Origin of the sequence: Micromonospora sp. HNM0581 (genome assembly GCF_012726175.1) — a bacterium.
Taxonomy (GTDB): domain Bacteria; phylum Actinomycetota; class Actinomycetes; order Mycobacteriales; family Micromonosporaceae; genus Micromonospora.
Genome location: NZ_JAASAD010000001.1, coordinates 335,141 through 357,211 on the forward strand (window position 1 = coordinate 335,141; position 22,071 = coordinate 357,211).

Annotated in this window: 22 protein-coding genes, 4 tRNA genes and 1 pseudogene; 3 read left to right on the top strand and 24 right to left on the bottom strand. The window is 69.8% G+C overall.

From position 1 onward, the window contains the following. Positions 1-2: 2 nt before the first annotated feature. The 11 genes from nusG to HCA58_RS01625 form a co-directional block, all read right to left on the bottom strand. The gene (gene nusG, locus HCA58_RS01575) at positions 3-725 is read right to left on the bottom strand and encodes a transcription termination/antitermination protein NusG (protein WP_169595915.1); all 723 of its coding nucleotides are present in this window, start codon (positions 723-725) and stop codon (positions 3-5) included. A 39-nt stretch (positions 726-764) separates the two neighbouring features. After that, positions 765-1,154: a preprotein translocase subunit SecE gene (secE, locus tag HCA58_RS01580; protein ID WP_169595916.1), complete on the bottom strand. Its 390-nt coding sequence runs from the start codon at positions 1,152-1,154 to the stop codon at positions 765-767. A 211-nt stretch (positions 1,155-1,365) separates the two neighbouring features. Then, a tRNA-Trp gene (locus tag HCA58_RS01585) sits at positions 1,366-1,438 on the bottom strand. 125 nt (positions 1,439-1,563) lie between these two features. Next, positions 1,564-1,956, bottom strand: coding sequence for a MaoC family dehydratase (locus HCA58_RS01590; protein ID WP_169595917.1), 393 nt, complete (start codon positions 1,954-1,956; stop codon positions 1,564-1,566). Position 1,957: 1 nt separating this feature from the next. Next, on the bottom strand, positions 1,958-2,404 hold the full coding sequence (locus HCA58_RS01595) for a MaoC family dehydratase N-terminal domain-containing protein (RefSeq protein WP_169595918.1): 447 nt from the start codon (positions 2,402-2,404) through the stop codon (positions 1,958-1,960). A 122-nt stretch (positions 2,405-2,526) separates the two neighbouring features. Continuing rightward, positions 2,527-2,694 carry a 50S ribosomal protein L33 gene (gene rpmG, locus HCA58_RS01600; protein ID WP_169595919.1) on the bottom strand — a complete coding sequence of 56 codons (168 nt, stop codon included), beginning with the start codon at positions 2,692-2,694 and terminating at the stop codon, positions 2,527-2,529. 133 nt (positions 2,695-2,827) lie between these two features. Then, positions 2,828-2,900 (bottom strand) — tRNA-Met (locus HCA58_RS01605). A 25-nt stretch (positions 2,901-2,925) separates the two neighbouring features. Next, positions 2,926-2,998: transfer RNA gene (locus tag HCA58_RS01610), tRNA-Thr, on the bottom strand. Positions 2,999-3,090: 92 nt separating this feature from the next. Further along, a complete protein-coding gene (locus HCA58_RS01615) occupies positions 3,091-5,619 on the bottom strand; it encodes a bifunctional diguanylate cyclase/phosphodiesterase (RefSeq protein WP_169595920.1) in 2,529 nt (842 codons plus the stop codon). Between the two features lie 55 nt (positions 5,620-5,674). After that, a complete protein-coding gene (locus tag HCA58_RS01620) occupies positions 5,675-5,821 on the bottom strand; it encodes a hypothetical protein (RefSeq protein WP_169595921.1) in 147 nt (48 codons plus the stop codon). A gap of 595 nt (positions 5,822-6,416) precedes the next feature. Continuing rightward, positions 6,417-6,500, bottom strand: a tRNA-Tyr gene (locus HCA58_RS01625). 142 nt (positions 6,501-6,642) lie between these two features. Here HCA58_RS01625 and HCA58_RS01630 point away from each other — a divergent pair. Further along, positions 6,643-7,143, top strand: coding sequence for a YajQ family cyclic di-GMP-binding protein (locus tag HCA58_RS01630; protein WP_169595922.1), 501 nt, complete (start codon positions 6,643-6,645; stop codon positions 7,141-7,143). Positions 7,144-7,361: 218 nt separating this feature from the next. Here HCA58_RS01630 and HCA58_RS01635 read toward each other — a convergent pair whose 3' ends face one another. The 8 genes from HCA58_RS01635 to HCA58_RS01670 all read right to left on the bottom strand — a co-directional run bounded on the left by HCA58_RS01635 (position 7,362) and on the right by HCA58_RS01670 (position 16,339). After that, positions 7,362-8,621, bottom strand: coding sequence for an MFS transporter (locus tag HCA58_RS01635; protein WP_169595923.1), 1,260 nt, complete (start codon positions 8,619-8,621; stop codon positions 7,362-7,364). A gap of 153 nt (positions 8,622-8,774) precedes the next feature. Further along, positions 8,775-9,647, bottom strand: coding sequence for a zinc metalloprotease HtpX (gene htpX, locus HCA58_RS01640; protein ID WP_169595924.1), 873 nt, complete (start codon positions 9,645-9,647; stop codon positions 8,775-8,777). A gap of 118 nt (positions 9,648-9,765) precedes the next feature. Continuing rightward, positions 9,766-11,238 carry a proton-conducting transporter membrane subunit gene (locus HCA58_RS01645; protein ID WP_169595925.1) on the bottom strand — a complete coding sequence of 491 codons (1,473 nt, stop codon included), beginning with the start codon at positions 11,236-11,238 and terminating at the stop codon, positions 9,766-9,768. Further along, a complete protein-coding gene (locus tag HCA58_RS01650) occupies positions 11,235-12,767 on the bottom strand; it encodes an NADH-quinone oxidoreductase subunit M (protein WP_169595926.1) in 1,533 nt (510 codons plus the stop codon). Before HCA58_RS01650 ends, HCA58_RS01645 begins: the two co-directional genes overlap by 4 nt. Further along, positions 12,764-14,749 carry an NADH-quinone oxidoreductase subunit L gene (locus HCA58_RS01655; RefSeq protein ID WP_169595927.1) on the bottom strand — a complete coding sequence of 662 codons (1,986 nt, stop codon included), beginning with the start codon at positions 14,747-14,749 and terminating at the stop codon, positions 12,764-12,766. The genes HCA58_RS01650 and HCA58_RS01655 overlap by 4 nt, the downstream gene beginning before the upstream one ends. Further along, complete coding sequence (gene nuoK, locus HCA58_RS01660; RefSeq protein ID WP_346775838.1) at positions 14,746-15,147, bottom strand: NADH-quinone oxidoreductase subunit NuoK; 402 nt, start codon at positions 15,145-15,147, stop codon at positions 14,746-14,748. The genes HCA58_RS01655 and nuoK overlap by 4 nt, the downstream gene beginning before the upstream one ends. Continuing rightward, entirely contained in the window at positions 15,144-15,707 is a 564-nt protein-coding gene (locus HCA58_RS01665) for an NADH-quinone oxidoreductase subunit J (protein WP_169595928.1), read from the bottom strand. The genes nuoK and HCA58_RS01665 overlap by 4 nt, the downstream gene beginning before the upstream one ends. Further along, positions 15,704-16,339 (bottom strand): NADH-quinone oxidoreductase subunit I, encoded by a 636-nt coding sequence (locus tag HCA58_RS01670; protein ID WP_169596159.1) that lies wholly within the window; start codon positions 16,337-16,339, stop codon positions 15,704-15,706. Before HCA58_RS01670 ends, HCA58_RS01665 begins: the two co-directional genes overlap by 4 nt. Positions 16,340-16,489: 150 nt before the next feature. Between HCA58_RS01670 and HCA58_RS01675 the strand changes: the two genes are divergently transcribed. Then, on the top strand, positions 16,490-17,521 hold the full coding sequence (locus tag HCA58_RS01675) for a glutathione S-transferase C-terminal domain-containing protein (RefSeq protein ID WP_169595929.1): 1,032 nt from the start codon (positions 16,490-16,492) through the stop codon (positions 17,519-17,521). Between the two features lie 157 nt (positions 17,522-17,678). Here HCA58_RS01675 and HCA58_RS01680 read toward each other — a convergent pair whose 3' ends face one another. Further along, positions 17,679-18,641: a complex I subunit 1 family protein gene (locus HCA58_RS01680; RefSeq protein WP_169595930.1), complete on the bottom strand. Its 963-nt coding sequence runs from the start codon at positions 18,639-18,641 to the stop codon at positions 17,679-17,681. Then, on the bottom strand, positions 18,641-19,351 hold the full coding sequence (locus HCA58_RS01685) for an NADH-quinone oxidoreductase subunit C (RefSeq protein WP_169595931.1): 711 nt from the start codon (positions 19,349-19,351) through the stop codon (positions 18,641-18,643). Before HCA58_RS01685 ends, HCA58_RS01680 begins: the two co-directional genes overlap by 1 nt. 148 nt (positions 19,352-19,499) lie before the next feature. Between HCA58_RS01685 and HCA58_RS01690 the strand changes: the two genes are divergently transcribed. Next, positions 19,500-20,546 carry a glucose 1-dehydrogenase gene (locus HCA58_RS01690; RefSeq protein WP_346775839.1) on the top strand — a complete coding sequence of 349 codons (1,047 nt, stop codon included), beginning with the start codon at positions 19,500-19,502 and terminating at the stop codon, positions 20,544-20,546. A gap of 97 nt (positions 20,547-20,643) precedes the next feature. Here HCA58_RS01690 and nuoB read toward each other — a convergent pair whose 3' ends face one another. From nuoB to HCA58_RS01705, 3 genes and pseudogenes are all read right to left on the bottom strand, one after another. After that, positions 20,644-21,222: an NADH-quinone oxidoreductase subunit NuoB gene (gene nuoB, locus HCA58_RS01695; RefSeq protein ID WP_169595933.1), complete on the bottom strand. Its 579-nt coding sequence runs from the start codon at positions 21,220-21,222 to the stop codon at positions 20,644-20,646. A 99-nt stretch (positions 21,223-21,321) separates the two neighbouring features. Next, positions 21,322-21,696, bottom strand: a pseudogene (locus HCA58_RS01700) (MFS transporter); the annotation flags it as partial. A gap of 1 nt (position 21,697) precedes the next feature. Next, positions 21,698-22,012 carry an MGMT family protein gene (locus HCA58_RS01705; protein WP_169595653.1) on the bottom strand — a complete coding sequence of 105 codons (315 nt, stop codon included), beginning with the start codon at positions 22,010-22,012 and terminating at the stop codon, positions 21,698-21,700. Positions 22,013-22,071 lie beyond the last annotated feature (59 nt).

Genomic DNA, 22,071 nt, shown 5'->3' on the forward strand with positions numbered 1-22,071 from the left:
GCTCAGATCTTGGCGACCTGGTTGAAGTTCAGCTCCACCGGCGTCTCCCGACCGAAGATCGACACCAGCACCTTGAGCTTCTGCTGGTCAGCGTTGATCTCACTGATCGTGGCCGGCAGGGAGGCGAAAGCACCGTCGGTGACCGTCACCGAGTCGCCGACCTCGAAGTCGAGGACCTTCACCTCGGGCTTGGCCCTCTTCTGCTCGGTCTCCACAGCCGGTGCCAGCCACTTGAGGACCTCGTCGAGGCTCAGCGGCGCCGGCCGGTCGGCGCGGTCCGTGGCGCCGACGAAACCGGTGACCCCGGGGGTGTTCCGTACGCAGGAGTAGGACTCCGCGGTCAGCTCCATCCGGACGAGAATGTAGCCGGGGAACACCTTGGCCTGTACCTGAGAACGCTTGCCGTTCTTGACCTCGACCTCTTCCCGGGTCGGCACCTCGACCTGGTAGATGTAGTCCTCCATGTCGAGGGACGTGATCCGGGTCTCGAGGTTGGTCTTGACCTTGTTCTCGTAGCCCGCGTACGAGTGCACCACGTACCAGTCGCCCGGCGCGTACCGCAGCTTCTGCCGCAGCTCCGCGACCGGGTCGAAGTCTTCCTCGGGAGCCGGCTCGGTCAAGGCGAACTCCGGCTCGCTGGCGGCCTCGACCGACTCGTCTCCAGCCGCCGTGGCCACCGTGGACTGCTCGTCCGGGGTGTCGGCGGTCTCGTCGTACTCAGGCACGCTTGCTCACTTCCGTCACTATCGGCACGTATCAGCCGGTCAGCTGGGGTTGCCGAAGACCCACAGCACACCCTTGGCGAAGGCGAAGTCGAGGCCGGCCACGATCGTCAGCATCACCGTGACGAACGCGATCACCACCGCCGTGTAGGTCAGCAGTTCCTTACGGGTCGGCCAGATGACCTTACGCAGTTCGGCCACGACCTCGCGGATGAAACGCGCGATGCGGCCGAACAGGCCCACCTTGTCGCCGTCGGTACGCGTCTTACGGCCGTCGGCGGAATCCGCCTTGGCCCGCGAACGAGTGGCGGTGCGACCCCGCGAAACCGGCTCGTCCGCGTCGGTGGCGTCATCGTCGGCGCTGTCGTCGACGACCTCGTCGTGCAGGCGCTCGTCGTCGGCGTCCTCGCCGTGCCGCTTGTTGTCGGCCACTTCGCCCTCCGTCGCGGGATGTCGGTGTCGCACGCGGGGCGCGTGCGCGGCGCTTGGTCACGCCGGCCGGACCAACCGTCCCGGGACGGGCCGCGGCCGGCGGATCACCGGAAGGGCCCCGATGCCTCGGAACCTCCCCGCCGATGCCACCACCACGGGCCGGACGCCACCAGAAGGTGGCGCGACCCACGGAACGGTCAGGCCTGAGGCGCAGGGGTGACAGGACTTGAACCTGCAGCCTGCGGTTTTGGAGACCGCTGCTCTGCCAATTGAGCTACACCCCTGTGCGGCAAGACTCGCCCCACCCGGCCACACGACCAGGCAGGAGTCACATGCCCCACGGCGGACCAGTGTACGGGTACCGACCCGACTTTCCCAACCGGTCCGCCTGACGCGCCGCGCGGCGTCGTCAGCCGGCCGTGCGGACAGTAGCCCGCGCCTGCGACAGCACCTTCTCCCCGAGGCAGGTCGCGGTGACGTCCAGCCTGGTCAGACCCTCCTCGGTCGTCTCACGGACCACTGCGGTGACAACGATCTCGGTGCCGACGTTGTCGTCGGGAACCACCACCGGCCGGGTGAACCGCACGCCGAAGTCGACGACCGCGTCGGGCGAACCGGCCCAGGCGGTGACCGCCCGACCGACGAGCGCCATGGTGAACATGCCATGGGCGATCACACCGGGAAGACCGACCTTGGTGGCGAACCGGTCGCTCCAATGGATCGGGTTGAAGTCGCCCGAGGCACCGGCGTAACGGACCAGGTCCGCCCGGGTCACCCGGAACGTCTGAGCGGGAAGTTCCACGTCACGCCTCCCCGCGTACGACAAGCTTCGACCAGACCGTGACCACCGGTTCCCCGGCGGTGGTGCTCACATCGGTGCGGGTGGTCAGGAACTCGTGGCCACCACGACTGGTGATGTCCTCGACGGTGTTCACACAGATCAGCTCGTCGCCGGCCACCACCGGCCGGGTGTACGCGAACCGCTGGTCGCCGTGAACCACCCGGCTGTAGTCGATGCCTAGTGCCGGATCCTCAACCAACTGCCGGCTGGCCGCCATCGTGATCGCCACCGGAAACGTCGGCGGCGCGACCACGTCCGGGTGGCCCAGCGCACGGCCGGCCGCCGGATCGTGGTGGGCGGGGTCGTTCGCACCGATCGCCGTTGCGAACTCGCGGATCTTCTCACGGCCCACCTGATAGGGGGCGGTCGGCGGATAGGTCCGACCGACGAAGGACTGGTCCAGGGGCATGCCGCGAACCTACACGCAAAGCGCGATCGCCGATCCGAGCGGTCGACGTCGGCCCAGGCCGCGCCGTCCGTACGGACCGGCGATCATGACGTGTGGATCCGGACCCAGCGGCCCGGACGGGTTCAGCGCGTCTCGCGGTGCAGGGTGTGCCGCCCGTCCCGGCGGCAGAACTTCTTCAGCTCGACGCGGTCCGGGTCGTTACGGCGGTTCTTACGCGTGATGTAGTTGCGCTCCTTGCACTCCACACACGCCAAAGTGATCTTCGGCCGGACATCGGTCGCCTTCGCCACGGCGGAGTGCCTTCCTCGATAACGGATACAACTACGGCGCTGAAGCCTACGTGCCACCTGGTCGGACACGCAAAGCGGGCGCCTGTGGCGCCCGTCCCACCGACCGCCGGAGATTCTCCGGAGCGGACGAGAGTAGCGGTGGCCGGACTTGAACCGGCGACACAGCGATTATGAGCCGCTTGCTCTGCCATCTGAGCTACACCGCCGCGGTGGGCCCAGCCGGACCCTCTGAGCCCCCTTACGGAATCGAACCGTAGACCTTCTCCTTACCATGGAGACGCTCTGCCGACTGAGCTAAGGGGGCCTGCGCGATCACTCGGTGCCCGCGCAGAGCTAAGAGTACACGGCCCGATGGAGCTGGTGAAATCGGATCCCCAGGGACGTCGTACGCCCAGCTCAAGGCACCACACGCAGCCTTGGAAGCTCGCTACTGGCGATCGACTCCGGATCGATCTGGGCGCCGAACCACGCCTCCAGACGCTCGAACGGCAGCGGACGGCTGAACAGGAACCCCTGGCCGACCTCACACCCGATGTCCTGGAGCAGCTCCAGGGTCAACTCGCTCTCCACACCCTCCGCCACCACCGTCAGACCGAACTGCTGGGACAGGGTGACGACGGCGTTGACGATTGCCAGGTCCCCCGGGTCGGTGGCCATACCCTGCACGAAGGAGTGGTCCACCTTCACCTCGTGTACCGGCAGACGACGCAGATGAGCCAACGAGGAACTCCCGGTGCCGAAATCGTCCACCGACAGCCGTACACCCAGGTCGCGCAGGCGGCGGAGGGTCGGGATCGGACGCTCGGTGCCGTCGAGAACGCCGGCTTCGGGAATCTCCAGGGTCAGCAGCTGGGCCGGGACACCGTACTCCGCAAGCAGCCCCCGGACCTGCTCCGGAAAGTGCTGGTCGAGAAGCGTACGCGCGGACAGGTTGACCGCGACGGCGAGCGACTGGTCGCCGTGCGCCCAGTCCCGGCTGTGCCGCAGCCCCTCGCGGAGCACGAACTCGGTGAGCCGGCCGAGCTGGCCGGTGTGCTCCGCCACGGCGACGAAGTCCGCCGGAGCGACCGAACCGTGCGTCGGGTGTTCCCACCGCGCCAGGCACTCGACCCCGATGAGCCGGCGGTCCCGCAGCGTCACCTTGGGTTGGTAGTAAACCTCGAGCTCGCCGTTGTCGAAGGCGTTGCGTAGGTCACCGGCGAGACCGAGCCGGTGCAGCGACCGCGACTCCAACGCCGGCGTGTAAAGCTGCACGCTGCCCGGAACCGCCTTCGCCGCCGTCGCCGCCACGTCGACCCGCTGCAGCAGGTTCGCCGGCGCGTCACCATGATCCGGGTGTACGACCACCCCGACCGCGGTGTCCACGTCCAGCGTCAGCGAGTCGAAGACCATCTCGTCGCGGATCTGTTCCCGCAACTGGCCGGCGAGCTCGACCGCTGCCTCCGCGCTCTCCAACCGCAACGTCACCAGGAACTCGTCGCCACCGGCCCGCCCGACCAGCGCGGCCGACGGCACGCAGCCACGCAGCCGGTCAGCGACCTCGACCAGAACCTTGTCCCCCGCCGCGTGCCCCAGGGCCTCGTTGACCTGGCGCAGCCGGTCGACGTCGAAGAGCAACAGCGCGACCACCTCGCCCGGAGCACGGACCCGGACCGCCTCGGCCAGCGCACCGAGGATGCGGCGGCGGTTGGGCAGCTTGGTGAGCCCGTCGTGATACGCGTCGTACCGCAGCCGGTCGACCAGGCGGGAGTTCTCCAGCGCGACCGCAGCATGCGCGGCGACCGTCTCGAAGACGGTGATGTCCGAGGTACGGAAGAAGTTGGTGTCGCCGAGCCGATTCGCGACCTCTATCGTGCCGATGACCGCTTTGCCCGACCGCAACGGCACCACGATCACGTCCTTGGCCGTGGCCCGTCCCATCGGCTCGCGCAGCAGCGGGTCGGTGCCGAGTCGGCTACCGATCGCCACCGTCTCTTGGCGGGTCACCGCCGCCGTTCGCAACTCGGCCGGGGTCAGCGCTGAGTCGAGTAGTCCCGGCTTGCCCTCCTGCGCGGTCAGTAGCACCTCCGGGTGCCGCCCCTGAGCCGGCAACCAGAGGGTGGCGTACTCGGCCTGCATGAGGCTCCGGATCCGGACCAGCAACGCGTCGATGAGCGTGCCGTCCGACCCGCTCTCCGTCATCGCCTTGGTCAGCTCGTACATGTCGGCGAGCGTGCGATGCTGACGCATGAACTGGGTATAGGAGCCATAGACCAGCGCGAACGCGACGGCCAGCCCGGCGAACAGCAGGACAGCCCACGGGGTGCTCTCCAGCGCGATGATGATCAGCAGCCCGATGGAGAGGTTGACCGCGACAGTGAGCAACATCGGCGGCGCGGCGCGGAGCAACTCCCGCCCGGCCTGCCAGCCCTGGACCACTGAGATCACCGCGACCACAGCGGCCAACGCGACGAGCGTGTTGGTGCTGACCGCCACCAGCAGCATGCCCCACGTACCAGGTCCGACGCCCTCCGGCAGCGGCAGCAGTCTGTAGACCGTCGCCGCGAGGGACGTCCCGGCCGCCGCGAGCGCGAGATTGAACCAGAACTTCGCAGGCAACAGTTTGCGCCGCAACTGCACCACGAGCGTGGCGACCGTGTACGCGAGCACCACGGACAGTGGTGGCAACAGGTAGAGCCCGACAACCAGAGGAATCTCAGTCGGGGTGACCGCCAGTGCCTGACGGCGGACCACAACGTTGATCGTCGGCCACGCCGCAGCCACCATCGCCACGGCGAACAGCAGGGTCAGCGGCAACTCGCCCAGGGCAGGATCAGCGGTCAGGCCGAGAAGCAGTGAGAGGAGAACAGCACAGAGTGCCAGTGGCCCGGTGATGAACCAGGCAAACTCCGTCCGCCGACGGTTGAGGCGAGGGCGAGACGGCATGGTCCCCCTCAGAAAGTGGATCAGCGTCCGGCGAACACGCCCGAGCCGAGACCCGTCAGGAAAGGAGCGTACCCAGCAGCGGCATGTTCCACTCGAAGCTGTTCGTCGCGGAGTTGAGTTCGACGGCAACGCCCGACACGACTACCAGGCTGGAGACCAGCAGCAGGGAGCCGATCAGACGACCCAGGCGTTGAGCAGACATGGTTGCTCCTGGTGGGGTGACTAAGTATGTAACGAGGGCTCCCCGATGGTGCCACAGCGGATAGGCCGCTGGAAAGTTGACAGCGCCGATGTCCATCCGGTTGTCGCGACGTTCCGGCACATGCGTACCAGCTGACCGTGGATCCGAGCAGGTCAGGAAGTTCGGGTTCGTGGCGAACAAGGAAGAAGTGGCCAACCGGCTATTAGCCGGCCAGCGGGACGAAGCGGATCTTGCGGACAACCGGCCGACACTTTGGACGGTCACCACACCACGGACGGCCTGAGCCTCTACCAACGAAACGCCCGCCTACTCCTCGTCACCACTCGCAGCGGGCACCCCGGCTGCCAGAGTATGCGGGAGACGCCACGCCAGCCACCCCCATGGATGTCTTGCCCGAAACTCGACAGCGGCCCGCACGGCCCCAGCCTGCAAGCACACAACAGCCAAAGGTGGGCACACACGGTAGCCGGCCGGCTCCTCAGCGGCGACGTGACCACCAACGCTCGCCTCGACCAAGGCCAGAGCGGGACTGAGCGAGACCACGAGAAAGGCCCCTGACCGGCGTTCCTCGCTGGTCAGGGGCCGTTGGTGCACCTGGTGGCGGGTAGAGGATTCGAACCTCTGTAGCTTTCGCGACGGATTTACAGTCCGCTCCCATTGGCCGCTCGGGCAACCCGCCAGGGCATGCCTCCGCGCCGTGGCGCGGCGGCGGAAGCAAGGATAGCGGCTCCACCCGCTCCCTTTGCAACCGGGTACCGTCAGGGAGTCGTACCCTGGGCAACCAGGGCCAAAGGATCACAAACCGGCCGGACAGCAGGAGCATGAGTATGGCAGCGAACCCGTCGTTCGACATCGTGAGCAAGGTCGACCGTCAGGAGGTCGACAACGCCCTCCGGCAAGCGGAGAAGGAGCTCGAGACGCGGTTCGACTTTCGGGGCACGGGCGCAGGGATCTCCTGGTCGGGTGAGGAGGCGATCAGCCTCCAGGCAGAGACCGAGGAGCGGGTCCGGGCCGCGTTGGATGTGTTCAAGGAGAAGCTGGTCAAGCGGAGCATCTCGCTGAAGTCGCTGGACGCGGGCGAGCCGCGCCCGTCGGGCAAGGTCTTCAAGCTCGACGCCAAGGTGATCCAGGGCATCGACCAGGACAAGGCGAAGGTGATCAGCAAGAAGATCCGCGACGAGGGCCCCAAGGGCGTACAGGCCCAGATCCAGGGTGACCAGCTGCGCGTCACCGGCAAGAAGCGGGACGACCTTCAGGCGGTCATCGCGCTACTCAAGGCGGAGGACTTCGGCGTTGCCCTCCAGTTCACCAATTACCGCTGAGCTGCGCAGTCGCACGACTGCGGTGGTTGCGCCCCGGTGTTGCCTGGGCGGAACCGCCGCGGTCGCACCGATGCCGCCCGCCCACCGTTGATCCCGGGTCGTGGTGGTGAGGAGGCTTTTCTGGTTGGCGCCCCGCTTCCGGTCGCGCGACGCCGGGGTTTCGACGAGCTGGGCCGACCCGCAGGGCGGTCGCCGGTTCGCCTTGACGACTGGTCGGGTCAGACCGCGGCGGGCTGCTCGGCGCGGACGGCGGTGGCCTCGGCACGAGTGATGGGGCCAGCCGGCAGGCCGGCGACTGCAGCTCCGACGGCAACTGCGGTTCCAGCGAACAGGAACGCCCACGGTACTCCGCCGGCGTGGTCGACGATCAGGCCGGAAACGGCGCCGCCGACCGCGCTCGCGCCGACCGACATGGTCACCACCCAGGTGTACGCCTCGTTCAGCATGCCGGTCGGCGAGATCCGCCCGACCAGGGTGTTCTCCAGGGTCAGCGCGGGAGCGATGGCGGCTCCGCCGAAGAGTAGGGCGGCGCCCAGCGCTTCCGGTGTCGGCATCATGGCGAAGACGGCGAAGCTTCCGGCGAGTACGGCGAGCAGCCAGGCGAACAGGCGCGTCATGTTGCGGGCCGGGCGGCGGACCCCGAACCAGAACCCGCCTATCGCACTGCCGATTCCCCAGACGGCCAGCAGCAGGCCGGCGAGGCCGTTCGGGTCGTCGGAGTTGTAGCGGGTCGCGAATGCCGGGACGGTCACGCCGGCCGCCCCGAAGGCGATGCCGATGCTGGCCACGCAGAGCAGCAACGCCGGAAAGCCGGCGACTCGAAGTGGACCGAGGCCACGGGCGTGGTGTTCCCGGGAGTGCGGACGCCAGCCACGCATGGCCTTGCCGAGAGCGACCGGCAGGGTACCGACCAGGGTCACCACCGCGGCGCCGATCAGCGCTGCCCCGGCGTCGGCGACGAGCACGAACCCGGCCACCAGCAGCGGACCGAGCACGAAGACGATCTCGAATAGTGTGGTTTCGGCGGCCAGTGCCGTGTTGCGCAGGTGGTACCGACCGGAGTTGACGTTGGTCAGGCCGTTCCAGGCGCCGCGGATCGCGGCGGTCATCGGCGGGTACGTTCCGCCGGCCGCCGCCGAGGTGAGCAGGACCAGCGCGAAGGGGACGGAGTCTGTGCGGGCCGCCCAGAGCAGCCCGACCAGCGCCAACGGGTGGGCGAGAGCGGTGCCGAGGAGTACCGGGGTGGGACCGATCCGGTCGGCGATCCGGCCGGCAACCGGGCTCAGCGCGGCACCGGACAGGGCGTAGCAGCCGCCGGCCACGGCTGCTAGCGAGTAGCGTCCCGTCACTCCTTCGACGACGAGCAGCAACGCGAGCGGTGTCATGCCGATCCCGAGTCGCCCGATGATGCCGGTGATCAGCAGGGTCGGTGCGCCGGGAATCTGCCAGACAGCCAGGTATCGGCGCAGCCCAGCCACTGCGAACCTCCACGGGATGTAATGAGCGAGAATCGTTTAGACCCTAACGCCCCACCGTCGGCCCACCACCCGGCCGAGAGGTTTGGCGACGCTCACCTGTCCGTGGCGGGGGCGTCGTGGCTGCCGGCAGTCCGATCGCCGCACCACGGCTGTTCATCGCTGGTGGCGCACCGGGCCGGTACGACTCGCCAGCTGTTCGAGCCGGGCGACCCGCTGTTCCATCGGCGGGTGGGTGGCGAAGAGCGCGGCCACTCCGCCGCCCCGGAACGGGTTGGCGATCATGAGGTGGGCGGTGCTGGTGAGCTGCCCCTCGGCGGGCAACGGGCGCCGCTGGGCACCCATGTGGATTTTGCGAAGGGCGCTGGCCAGAGCCAGTGGGTCCCCGGTCAGCTCGGCGCCAGATACGTCCGCCTGGAACTCGCGACTTCGGCTGATCGCCAGTTGGATGACGGTCGCGGCGATCGGTCCCAGGATGATGGTGAGCAGCAGGACCAGCGGGTTGGGGCTGTCCTCGTCGTTGCCGCCGAGCGGGATGAAGAGGGCGAGGTTCGCCAGCATGGTGATGATGCCGGCCAGGCCGGCTGCCACGCTGGAGATGAGGATGTCCCGGTTGTAAACGTGGGACAACTCGTGGCCGATGACGCCGCGCAGCTCACGGTAGTCGAGCAGCTCGACGATGCCCTGCGTGACGCAGACTGCCGCGTTCTGCGGGTTGCGTCCGGTGGCGAACGCGTTGGGCTGGGCGGTCGGGCTCACGTAGAGCCGGGGCATGGGCTGCCGGGCCGCGGCGGCCAGTTCCCTGACCATGTGGTACAGCTCGGGGAACTGTGCCTCGCTCACCGGCTGCGCCCGCATCGAACGTAGCGCCAGCTTGTCGGAGTAGAAGTACGTGACGCCGTTCATCACCAGCGACACGAGTACGGCGATGACCAGCCCGCCACTGCCACCGAGCCAGTAGCCCACCGCCAGGATCAGCGAGGTGAGCAGGCCGAGCAGCGCGGCGGTCTTCAGACGGTTGTGGTGCACGATCTCTCCTTCGGTGCGCGGATGACTGGATCCGCTGACCGGTACAACACCCAGGTACCCGCAAACCATCCGTCCCATGACTGCGAGTTACCTGAGTGGCGGGCGGGCGACCCGGGGTTCAGCCTCCGGCGAGATCGAGGACGATCTGCGGGGCGAAGCCGACGATCACAGCCAGCACCGTCGTCACCGCCAGTGCCGCAGCCACCGCGCGGGCCGGTCGGACGCCGACGGCCGTGACTTCGCCAGCCGGCGCGTAGAGCAGCGCGGCAGCTCGCAGGTAGTAGGCGAGGCCGATGACCGCGTTGACCGCCACCACCAGGGCGAGCCAACCGGCGCCTCCGCCGAGCAGCGAACGGACCACGGTGACCTTGGCGAACAGCCCGGCCAGGCCGGGCGGCAGGCCGGCGAGACCGATCAGCGCGAACGCCAGCCCGGCGCCCACCCACCGGTGTCGCCGCGCCGCGCCACGCAGGTCGTCGAGGTCGCCCCCGTCCGCGCCAGCCGGCCGCAGAGCCACCACGCCGGCGAAAGCAGCCAGTTCCAGCAGTACGAAGAAGACGGCGTACGCCACGGTGGCTGCGTACGCGGTGCTCCGGGCCGCCGCGTCGCCCGACAGCGCCAGCGCGCCGAGCGGAGCGAGGATGTAGCCGGCCTGGGCCACCGAGGACCAGGCGAGCAGCCGTACGGTACGCCGCTGGCGCAGCGCCACCAGGTTGCCGACGGTCATGGTCAGCGCGGCGACCAGCGCCAGCACCGGCCCGGTGACCTCCGGCGGCAGCGCCTGGCTGACCACCGCCAGCAGGGCGATCACCCCGCCGAGCTTCGACGCGGTCGACAGGTACGCCGCCACCGGCAGTGGTGCCCCGTCGTAGGTGGCCGGTGCCCAGGCGTGGAACGGCACCGCCGCGACCTTGAACGCCAGTCCCGCCACCACAAGGATCACCGCGACGGTGGTCAACGGAAGGTCGGGTACTGCCTCGTCGGCCAGCAGGGTACCCAGCCGTTCCAGGTGCAGCCCACCGGTGGCCGCGTAGAGCAGTGCGGCACCGAGCAGGGTCAGGGTGGTGGCGACCACGCTGACCACGAAGAAGGTCACCGCCGCCTCGGCGCTGGCCAGGCTGCCCCGACGCAACCCGACCAGGACGTACAGCGGAAGGGTGAGCACCTCCACCGCGACGATCAGGGTGATCAGGTCACCGGCCGCGCCGAGCACCACGCCACCGGTCATCGAACAGGCGAGCAGGAAGCAGTACTCCCCCACCGGGGTGTTGCCGGCCCGCAGCAGCGGCCCGGACAACGCCAGCACCCCGAGAACCAGCAGCGCGACAAGCGCGGCAACGAGGGCCGACCAGTCCCCGAAGACGTACGAGCAGTCGGTGCCGACGCAGAACGTACGCCGGTCGGCTCCTGAACCGACCGCCGCCGCCGCGACCGCAGTGATGACCGCTCCGGCGACCGCCGTCGCGACGGTGGCCGACGCCCGGACCAGCAGCAGGTCCACCAGGAGCACCAGCACGGCCGTTCCGGCGGCCACGTACGCCGGCAGCAGCGCCACGTGGTCGACGCTCTGCACCAGACTCGGCCCGCTCACGGCAGCACTCCCACCAGAGCCTCGACCGGGGCTTCGGCGATGCCGAGCACCAGCGTCGGTGCCAGCCCGACCGCCAACGTGAGCAGCACCAACGGTGTCCAGGCGGCAAGTTCGGCTGTAGCGAGGCCGGGTCCTAGCACGGCGACCGCCGGGGTGGGCTCGCCGTGGGTGACCCGTCGCAACAGCCGCAGCAGGTACGCCGCCGTCAACGCTCCGCCGATCGCGGCCGACACCGCCAGCGTGGTCCAGAGCGCTCCGCCGGACTCGACGGCAGCGACCACGGCGAACGCCTCCCCCCAGAAGCCGGCCAACCCGGGCAGTCCCAGTGAGGCGACCGCCGCGAACGCGAGGAGCCCGGACAGGCGTGGGGCGGTCTCCCGCAGCCCGGACAGCTCACTCAACGCGCCGGTGTGGGTGCGGTCCTTGATCGCTCCGGCCAGGAAGAACAACAGGGCGGTGATGATCCCGTGGGCGACGTTACCGACGAGGGCCGCCTGGATGCCGGTGGCGGTCAGGGTGGCTACCCCCAGCAGCACGAAGCCCATGTGTCCGACACTCGAGTACGCGATCAGCCGTTTCAACTCCGTCTGGGCCAGGCAGACGAGCGAACCGATCAGGATGGCGGCGACGGCGAGCACACCGAGCGCCGGTGCCGCCCAGCGGGCCCCTTCGGGAGCCACCCCGACGGCAACCCTGATCAGGCCGTAAGTGCCCATCTTGAGCAGCACCCCGGCGAGCAGCACGCTGCCGACGGTCGGTGCCTGGGTGTGCGCGTCGGGCAGCCACGAGTGCAGGGGCCACAGCGGGCTCTTCACCGCGAAAGCCAACGCGAGCAGGCTGAAAGCGGCCAACTGGGTGGTCCGGGACAGTTCGGTACCGCCGGTCAACGCCACGATGTCGGCGGTGCCCGCGGCGGCCACCACGACGTACACGCCGACCAGCAGCAGCACCGAACCGGAGAGGGTGTAGAGGGCGAACTTGCGCCCCGCCCGCCGTCCCGCGTCGCGTGACGCCGGGTCGGCACCGTCGCCACCCCACCCGACGATGATCGCGTACATCGGCAGCAGCACGACCTCGAAGAAGAGGAAGAACAGCACCAGATCGAGGGCGAGGAAGGTGCCGAGGATCCCCACCTCGACGACGAGCAGCAACGCCACCAGGGCCCGACCGTCACCCCGGCCCGGCACCCGCCACAGGGTGTAGACGCAGCAGAGCAGAGTGAGCAGGGCCGTGAGCGCCACGAGTGGCCAGGAGATTCCGTCCACGCCCAGGTGGAAGCGCAGCTCCAGGCCCGGCGCCCAGGGCAGGTCCACCGCGTGCCAGGGACGCACTGCCGCAGCGGTCGCCGCGTAGGCCGTCCAGCCCTGGTTCCGGCCGACGGGCAACGCCACCGCCGCGACCAGGGTCAGGGTTGCGGCGATCACGCCGACCAGTCGGGCGGCCCGGTCGCGTGGAATGGCCGCCACCGCCAGCGCACCGAAAGCCGGTACCGCGAGCACCGCGAGAAGCAGGAACCCACCGGACGTCATGCCGTCACTCCGATCAGGGCGGCGGCCAGGCCGAGCAGCAGTGCGCCGGCCAGAACCGCAGCGGCGGCCCGGGGCAGGGCCGCCCGGTGCAGGGTGTCGAGCCCGTTGCCGAGGCTGCGGGCGGCGCGTCCGGTGCCGGTGACCGCGCCGTCCACCACCCGTTCGTCGGCGGCACGTGCCGTCCGCGCCAACACCACTGTCGGGCGTACGACGACGGTTCGTTGCAGGTCGTCTAGCCGGAACGCGCGGGCGAACACCGACCGCAGTGGACCGAGCGCCACCACCGGGTCGGCACCGCCACCCCGCCGCCAACCGGCCCAGGCAAGTCCCGCGCCGACCACGAGCAGTGCCAGCGGCAGCAGCACCGTCGGGGTGAGGTGGATCAGCCCGGCCGGCGGCATCAGATCCGACATGGCGTCGGAGGCGGCAGGCGGGGTGGGTTGCAGTTGCCGGGAGAACCAGTTCGAGAAGCCGAGCAGGCCGAGCAGGGCCGCCGGGACGGCCAACGCCAGCACCGGCCAGCGGAGCACGGCCGGCGGATCGTGCGGTGTGCGGTCCGTTCCCCACGGGCCCACCGCCGGATCCTTCGGATGGGCCAGCGGGGTGCGGGGGGTACCGAAGAAGGTGCACAGCAGCAGCCGGGTGGCGTACCAGGCGGTGACGGCGACACCGACCAGCCCGGCGAGCCAGACCAGCCAGCCCACCGAGCCCGGCGCGGCACCGTCGCCGTGCAGGGCGGCCTTCTCGGCGGCGGCGAGGACGCCCTCCTTGCTCCAGAAGCCGGACAGCGGTGGTACGCCGGCCAACGCACCGAGCCCGATCACGGTGCACCAGAAGGTCACGGGCATGCTGTGGCGTAGCCCACCCATGCGGGACATCAACGTGGTGCCGACGGCGTGGATCACGGCGCCTGCGGCGAGGAACAGCAGCGCTTTGAATGCCGCGTGAGTGAGCAGGTGGAACAGTGCAGCCGGTGGGGAGCCGACGGCGAGCGCGCCGGTCAGGTATCCGATCTGCGAGACGGTCGACCAGGCGAGCACCCGCTTGATGTCGTCCTGTGCGGTGGCGGCCAACGCGCCGAGCAGCAGGGTCACCGAGGCCATCACGCCGAGCACGGTAAGTGCCGTCGGGGTGGCCTCGAACAGCGGCCAGAGCCGGGTGACCGCGTACACGCCCGCAGCCACCATGGTCGCGGCGTGGATCAGCGCGGAGATCGGGGTCGGACCGGCCATCGCGTCCGGTAGCCAGGTGTGCAGCGGGAACTGGGCGCTCTTACCGGCCACCCCGGCCAGCAGCAGCAGACAGGCGATGGTGCGCGTGGCGGCGCTGTGTTCGTGGGCGAGCACGTCGGCGATCCGGAAACTGCCGGCCGAGACGCCGAACAGCGCGATGCCGAGCAGGAAGCCGACATCACCGACCCGGGTGACCAGGAACGCCTTCATCGCGGCGGCCGGTGCCTCCGGTAGTCGCCGGTCGTGGGCGATGAGCAGATACGAGCAGAGTCCCATCACCTCCCAGCCGACCAGCAGCATGACCAGGTCCCCGGAGACCACCACCAGCAGCATCGCGGCGGTGAAGAGGTTCACCTGCGCGGCGTACGGCGGGTAACGGTGGTCGGGCTCATCGGGCGACCCCTGCCGGAGGTAGCCGATCGAGTAGATCTGCACGGCCACGGCGACCGTGGTCACCGCGACGGCGATCAGGCTGGCGGCACCGTCGAGGCGTACCCCGAGGGTGACGGTCAGCCCGCCCAGCTCGATCCAGGTGGTCGACGACTCGGCCGGCCCGTCCACGGTGACGAGCAGAGCCACCGCGAGGGCGAGGGAACCGGTCGCGCCGACCACCCCGAGGATCGCGGCGACGCGGCGGATGGCATCTTGACCGGTGGCGGTGTGCGACGACGGGGGCAGCAGCAGGCCAGCCAAGCCGGCGGTCATCGGTACGAACGGCAGCAGCGCACCCAGCAGCGTCGTGGTGTTCACCGCGGGCCCTCCGGCTCGTCCCCTGAGACATGTGGGTGATCCGGGGCGGCACCACCGGGGCGGGCAGCGGCCCGGGCGGACTCGTCGGGCGGGTGTCCGGCCAGCGGGATCGCGTCGACGGAGACACTGGCCCGCATCCGGTAGAGCTGGAGCACGATCGCCAGCCCCACCCCGATCTCGGCGGCAGCCAACACGATCACGAACAGCGCGAAGACCTGTCCGCCGTGTGGCAGCACCGCCTTCGCCGTGGTGTCGGCGGTGACCAGGATCAGATTCACCGCGTTGAGCATCAGCTCGACGGCCATCAGCACCAGCACCGCGTTGCGTCGCCGCAGCACGCCGTACCCGCCGAGGCCGAACAGGAGCGCGGCGGTGACGTACGGGATGACCGGTCTCACCGCGACCGCCCCCGCTCGCCCGGCACTTCGTCCCCGTCGCCGGTCGACGAGCGGGCAGGTCGGGTGGTGCCGATGTCGGGGCGGGACAGCACGATGGCGCCCACGAGCGCCGAGAGCAGTAACACCGACAGCACCTCGAAGGGCAGCACCCAACTGCCGAACACCTGCGCCCCGAGGCGTTCGGCGGTGCCCGCCTCGGGCACCTGCACCGTCGTCCAGCGGTACGCGTCGATCAGCAAGGCCGCCAGTCCGAGCCCTGTCCCACCGCCGATCAACGTGGCCGGCCAGCCGGGACGGTCCAGATCGTCGGAGGCGCCGATCGGCGCACGGGTCAGCATCACCGCGAACAGCAGTAGCACCACCACCGCGCCGACGTAGATCAGCACCTGCACCCAGGCGACCAGTTCGGCGGCGAGCACGAGATACATACCCGCCACCGCACCGAGACAGACCACCAGGTAGAGGCCGGCACGGACCAGGTGCCGGGTCGCCACCACGAGCAGCGCCGAGCCGACCGCCACCGCGCCGAGGGCGAGCAGCAACGCGTCCACAGCGGTCACCCGGACGTACCTCCGTCGTCCGCGCGGGGTGGCGCCGGGCGGCGCTCGGGGCGTACCACCGGGACGGTGGGGCGGGCCGCGGACACGCCCGCGACGGCGGCCTTACGCGCGGCGGCGGTCTCCTCCTTGGCCGGCTCACCGTTCGGGTCGTGCGCCGGAGGCGGCGGCACCGTGGCCATCCACTCGCCCAGGTGGTCCTTGTCGTGCAGCAGGTCCTTGATGTCGTACTCGGCGTACTCGAACTCCGGCGACCAGTGGAGCGCGTCGAAGGGGCAGACCTCGATGCAGATACCGCAGTACATGCAGAGCGAGAAGTCGATGTCGAACCGGTCGAGTACGTTGCGCTGCCGGGCCCGGGCGGCTCCCGGCACCGCCACCTCCTCCTTGTGCGAGTCGATGTAGATGCACCAATCCGGACACTCGCGGGCGCAGAGCATGCAGACCGTGCAGTTCTCCTCCAGTAGCGCGATCACCCCGCGTGAGCGGGGCGGTAGCTCAGGTACGACGTCCGGGTACTGCGTGGTGGTGGCGCGTGTCGTCATCGTCTTCAGCGTGACGGCGAGCCCCTTGACCAGGCCACTGCCGGGCAGGCCGGTCGCCTCGCTTCGCTCGCGCTCGCTCATGCCGAACATCCTGCCCTGTGGCCACGGCGTGCGCGACCACCACCCGGGGATAGCCGGGATGGCGGACACGGCCTTCACCATTTTTCGCCCGGCCACCGAGCCGACCGGCGGAAGATCCGCCATGATGGGCGGGACGAGTCGGGCACACCCTGGGGCGACATGGGCGAGGACGGCAAGGGCACCGGTGGAAAGTACGTCGAGCCGGGTGAGTTCAAGCGGGACCAGAACTACATCACCACCCGGATCACCGTCGACGGGCGGGACGGCTATCCGGTCGAGCCGGGTCGCTACCGGCTGGTGGTCAGTCGCGCCTGCCCGTGGGCCAACCGTCTGATCATCGTACGCCGCCTGCTCGGTCTCAAGGACGCCATCTCGATGGGCGTCGCCGGTCCCACCCACGACGCCCGCAGTTGGACCTTCGACCTCGACCCGGACGGGCGGGACCCAGTACTCGGTATCGAACGTCTCCAGCAGGCGTTCTTCGCGCGCTACCCGGACTATCCCCGGGGCATCACCGTGCCGGCCATCGTGGACGTGCCCAGCGGGCAGGTGGTGACGAACGACTACGCCCAGATGAGCCTGGACCTGTCCACCGAGTGGGGCGCGTACCACCGGCCCGGTGCACCGCAGTTGTACCCGGAGCACCTGCGCACCGAGATCGACGAGGTGAACGCGGTGGTTTTCGCCGACGTGAACAACGGCGTCTACCGGTGTGGCTTCGCCGGCAGCCAGGACGCGTACGAGCGGGCGTACCGGCGGCTGTTCGACCGGCTGGACTGGCTCAGCGAACGGCTGGCCGGGCAGCGCTACCTGGTCGGCGACACCATCACCGAAGCCGACGTGCGCCTGTTCACCACGCTGGTCCGGTTCGACCCCGTCTACCACGGCCACTTCAAGTGCAACCGGCAGAAGCTCAGCGAGATGCCGGTGCTGTGGGCGTACGCCCGGGACCTGTTCACCACGCCCGGCTTCGGCGACACCATCGACTTCGACCACATCAAACGGCACTACTACGAGGTGCACCGGGACATCAACCCGACGGGCGTGGTCCCGCTCGGCCCCGACCTGTCGAACTGGCTGACCCCGCACGACCGCGAGTCTCTCGGTGGGCGCCCCTTCGGCGACGGCACCCCACCCGAGCCGCCCGCCTCCACCGAACGCGTCGACCCCGCCCACACTCCCCTGAGCTGACCCGCACCGCACTCCCGGTCATGCTTGCGTCGTCCCGCCCCGCGGGGCGGGACGACGGCGGCGGCCGTCCGGCCTGCTCGGTGCCGACGTTCCCGCCGCCGCCAGCGTGATCAGGTTCGTGGTCGGGGAGAGCAGACGTTAGTGCCGGGATGGCCGGTCAGAGAGCCAGGCGGACAGCGGTGGTGAGGACGAGCTGGGCCAGCGCCGCGGGGACGAGGACGAGCCAGCAGAGCCGCTGGAGCTGATCCTCGCGAAGTCGGGGAAAGGACACCCGCAGCCAGATGATCACAAAGCTGACTGCGGCGACCTTGAGCAGGGTCCACAACCAGCCGAGCTGCGCATCGGCGAACGGGCCCTGCCAGCCACCGAGGAACAGCACGGTGGTGAGCGCGGCGATCACCACGATGCCGACGTACTCGGCCAGCAACAGGAACGCGAAGCGCAGGCCGGTGTACTCGGTCAGATAGCCGAAGACCAGTTCCGAGTCGGCTACCGGCATGTCGAAGGGCGGGCGGCGGATCTCCGCCAGGCCGGCCACGAAGAAGATCACCATCGCTGGTGCCTGCCAGAGCAGCCACCACGGCTGCCACGCCTCGACGATTCCGGAGAGGCTGAGCGTGCCGGCGGCCATCGCCACCGACGCGGCGGCCAGCACCAACGGCAGCTCGTAGCCGAGCAACTGCGCCGCACCACGTAACCCACCGAGCAGGCTGTACTTGTTGGCCGAGGCCCAGGCCGACATCAGCACGGCAAGCACACCCACGCCGACCACCGCGAGCACGAAGAAGAGGCCGATGTCCAGCGGCTGCCCCACCAGGTCGTTCGGACCGAGCGGGATCACCAGCAGGGCCAGCAGGTACGGCATCAGCGCCACCGCCGGAGCCAGTCGGAACACCGGCCGATCCGCCGCGCGGGGGGTCACGTCCTCCTTCTGGACGAACTTCACCCCGTCGGCGATCAACTGCGCCCAACCGTGGAACCCGCCCGCGTACATCGGGCCGAGCCGGCCCTGCATGTGGGCCATCACCTTGTGCTCCGCCTGCCCCACCAGCAGCGGGAGGACAAGGAAGGCGGCCAGCACACCACCGATCCGGACGACCAGCTCCAGCCAGAGCGGCATCAGGCCCTGCCTTCCTCGTCGGCGGTCGGGCGGCCGCGCATGCCCGGTGCCGGACGGGCCGGACGCTCCCGGGCCGGACGGGCCGGGGCACCCCCGCGCGGGCCCTCCCCCACCCCACCGGCACCGGCGGGAGTCGGCACGACTCCCCACTCGCCCGGCGCGGGTACGCCCGGTGGTCGAATCGGACGACGTGCGCCGCCGGCTTCCGACTCACCCGGTTCCTTGGCACCCGGCCAGGGTTTCGCCACCCGGGAGGCGAGTACGAACTCCTTACGCAACGGATGCCCCTCGAATTCGGGTGGCAGCAGCAGCGGACGCAGGTCGGCGTGCCCAGCGAAGCCGATACCGAACATCTCGTGGGTCTCCCGCTCGTGCCAGTCGGCACCCGGATAGACCGCGACCACGGAGTCGACCGTCGGCGCCTGACGCGGCACCCGGGCACGCAGCAGCACCCCGTGTCGGTGCGGAGTGGACCAGAGGTGGGCCACCACGTCGAACCCGTCGACCAACTCGTCGACCGCCGACAACCAGTCGAAGTAGTCGAAGGCCAGCTCACTGTCGTCACGGGCCGCCAGCAGCGCGGCCCGCCAGGCGTGCGCGGGCACGTCGACGGTGGCCCGGGCGTGGACCTGACCGCCGGAGACCGTCACGGTGGCCTCGACGGGTGCGAGCAGCGCGACGAGCCGCTGGCCGACCTCATCCGGTGTCATGCCGCCGATCCTAGGCCCTGCTGCCCGAGCCCTCGGCCGCAACCGAGGTGAGCCCCACGGCAGCCGATCGACCCTGCCGTGCACGCGGGCGGGTGATTCCGGTGAGCTTCGCCGGTGCCGGCTTACCGGCGACCACCAGGATGGACCTGTGCGCGCTCTGACCGTCATCCCCGGAGTCCCCGGTTCGCTGCGGCTACGCGACGATCACCCGGAACCGGCCCCCGAAGAGGGGCCGATCCTGGTGGAGGCCCTCTCGGTGGGCGTCTGCGGAACCGACATCGAGATCATCGAGGGGAAGTACGGTGAGGCGCCGCCTGACACCGACCACCTGGTGCTCGGTCACGAGTCACTGGGTCGGGTGCTCGAAGATCCGACCGGCACCCTGCAGCCAGGTGACCTGGTAGCCGGAATCGTTCGACATCCCGATCCGATGCCCTGCCCGAACTGTGCGGCCGGTGAGTGGGACATGTGCCGCAACGGCTTGTTCACCGAGCACGGCATCAAGGCGCTGCCGGGCTTCGCCCGCGAGCGGTGGCGGTTGCAGCCCCGTTTCGCGGTGGGACTCGATCCCTCGCTGATCGAGGTGGGCGTGCTCCTCGAACCGACGAGCGTGATGGTCAAGGCATGGGACCACGTCGACCGGATCGGACTACGGGCGGAGTGGCAGCCGCGCACGGCGCTGATCACCGGTGCCGGGCCGATCGGCCTGCTCGCCGCGCTGCTGGCCAGCCAACGGGGTCTCTCCGTGCACGTGCTCGACCTGGCCACGGAGGGCCCGAAGCCGGCGCTTGCCGGCGCACTCGGTGCCACGTACCACTGCGCGCCGCTCGATCAGCTCGATCTCGAACCGGACGTCATCGTCGAGTGCACCGGCGCACCTGTGGTGGTGCTCGAGGCGATGTGCAAGGTGGGTCCGAACGGGATCGTCTGTCTGGCCGGCGTGTCGAGCGGTGGGCGGACCATCGACTTCGACGCAGGTGCGCTGAACCGGACTCTCGTGCTGGAGAACAACGTCGTCTTCGGCGCGGTGAACGCCAACCGGCGGCACTGGGAGGGTGCCGCCGAGGCACTGTCCAAGGCCGACCCGGCCTGGCTCGCTTCGCTGATCACCCGTCGGGTGCCGCTCGCCGATCACGCCACCGCCTACTCCCCCGGACCCCAGGACATCAAGGTCGTGCTCGACTTCGCCGCCTGAAAGGCTCGGGCGGACGTGGGGTCACCGGGTCGGCTGCCGGGCAGCCGGCTGTCGTGGGAACAGGTCGGCGACAGCAGATGATCGGTGCGCCGGAGTTTCAGGCGCTCGGCGGGCGAACCGGCGGCGAGGTCAGGGCTGCGACGGAACGGGCCGGTGCGCCATCGCTGGGTGGGGCATCGACCGGCGCGGCGAGCGGGTCGGGCCGCGACACGCCGCCGATGCCGGATCGCTCGGCGGCGATCTTTTCCTGCAGGCGGAGGATGCCGTGCAGCAGCGCCTCCGGCCGAGGCGGGCAGCCGGGCACGTAGACATCGACCGGGATGATCTGGTCGACCCCCTTGGTCACCGAGTACGAGTCCCAGTAGGGGCCGCCGCAGTTGGAGCAGGCACCGAACGAGATCACGTACTTCGGCTCGGGCATCTGGTCGTAGAGTCGCTTGATCGCCGGGGCCATCTTGTCGGTGACGGTGCCGGAAACGACCATGAGGTCGGCCTGCCGGGGGCCGTGGGCGAACGGGATCACACCGAGTCGCATGAAGTCGTGGCGGGACATGCTGGTCGCGATGAACTCGATCGCGCAGCAGGCCAGACCGAAGTTGAACACCCAGAGCGAGTAGCGGCGGCCCCAGTTGAGCACGAACCTGATCGGCTCGCCGAGCACGGCCGGCAACTGCACCTCGGGTCTCCCTCCACTGTCCCCGACAGTCAATCACAGTTGCCCGGGTATGCGTCCGCCACCGTCCAGGCGGAGGGCACCGACAGGCGGTGTCCGCTCCCCCATCCAGCGGAGCCCGGGAACACCCCCACCGGCCGCGTCGCGCACCAACGGCGCCACCGCACCGGCAACCAGGATGGCCAGCGCCAGCACCGCGATACGCCAGGTCATCAGCCGGGTGCGTTCGGCGTAGTCACCGGTCAGTTCGGCCGGCATCGCCACGTACGGCACCTGGAAGAAGGCGAAGGCCGTCGCGGTGGCCAGGAAGGCGACGGCGACGTACGCCCCGGCTGCCGGACCGGCACCGGACGGCGCGGTGAAGATGGCACCGAACAGCACGGCAAGTGCCAGCCCTCCGACGAGCAGGAAAGGACGGCGGGCGCCCCAAGGCGATCGGGTGCGGTCGGAGATCCGCCCCGCTACGTTATGGCGGAGGTCACATCCCCTCTCCGGGCCACCACACAGCCGACCGCATGTCCACCCCGGTCCCGCGCAGCGGTGTCCCCTCAGCCAGCCAACGCGCCCCCGCTTCGCGGGCCAACCTGGGCGGCAACCCACCCGACGCATTCACCACCCGATGCCACGCAGCCCCACCACCGTGACGCGCCATGATCACCCCGACCAGCCGAGCCGACATCCGTCCGGAACGCTCGGCCAAGGCGTCGGCGACCGCACCGTAGGACATCACCCGGCCCGCAGGGATCCGGTCGACCAGTTCCAGCACTGCCTCGACGTACTCGTCAGGTGTCACAAGTGGCCAGACTATGGGAACGGCGGCGGGCCCCGCCGCGACGACAGCGCAGAATGGGC

Coding starts and splice junctions, on each gene's coding strand:
- HCA58_RS01675 (WP_169595929.1), top strand. CDS start 16,490: ATGGGCGAGGACGGCAAGGGCACCGGTGGAAAGTACGTCGAGCCGGGT.
- HCA58_RS01620 (WP_169595921.1), bottom strand. CDS start 5,821: ATGTCTGCTCAACGCCTGGGTCGTCTGATCGGCTCCCTGCTGCTGGTC.
- HCA58_RS01650 (WP_169595926.1), bottom strand. CDS start 12,767: ATGACGTCCGGTGGGTTCCTGCTTCTCGCGGTGCTCGCGGTACCGGCT.
- HCA58_RS01680 (WP_169595930.1), bottom strand. CDS start 18,641: ATGCCGCTCTGGCTGGAGCTGGTCGTCCGGATCGGTGGTGTGCTGGCC.
- HCA58_RS01670 (WP_169596159.1), bottom strand. CDS start 16,339: ATGTTCGGCATGAGCGAGCGCGAGCGAAGCGAGGCGACCGGCCTGCCC.
- HCA58_RS01615 (WP_169595920.1), bottom strand. CDS start 5,619: ATGCCGTCTCGCCCTCGCCTCAACCGTCGGCGGACGGAGTTTGCCTGG.
- HCA58_RS01685 (WP_169595931.1), bottom strand. CDS start 19,351: ATGACACCGGATGAGGTCGGCCAGCGGCTCGTCGCGCTGCTCGCACCC.
- HCA58_RS01630 (WP_169595922.1), top strand. CDS start 6,643: ATGAGTATGGCAGCGAACCCGTCGTTCGACATCGTGAGCAAGGTCGAC.
- HCA58_RS01595 (WP_169595918.1), bottom strand. CDS start 2,404: ATGCCCCTGGACCAGTCCTTCGTCGGTCGGACCTATCCGCCGACCGCC.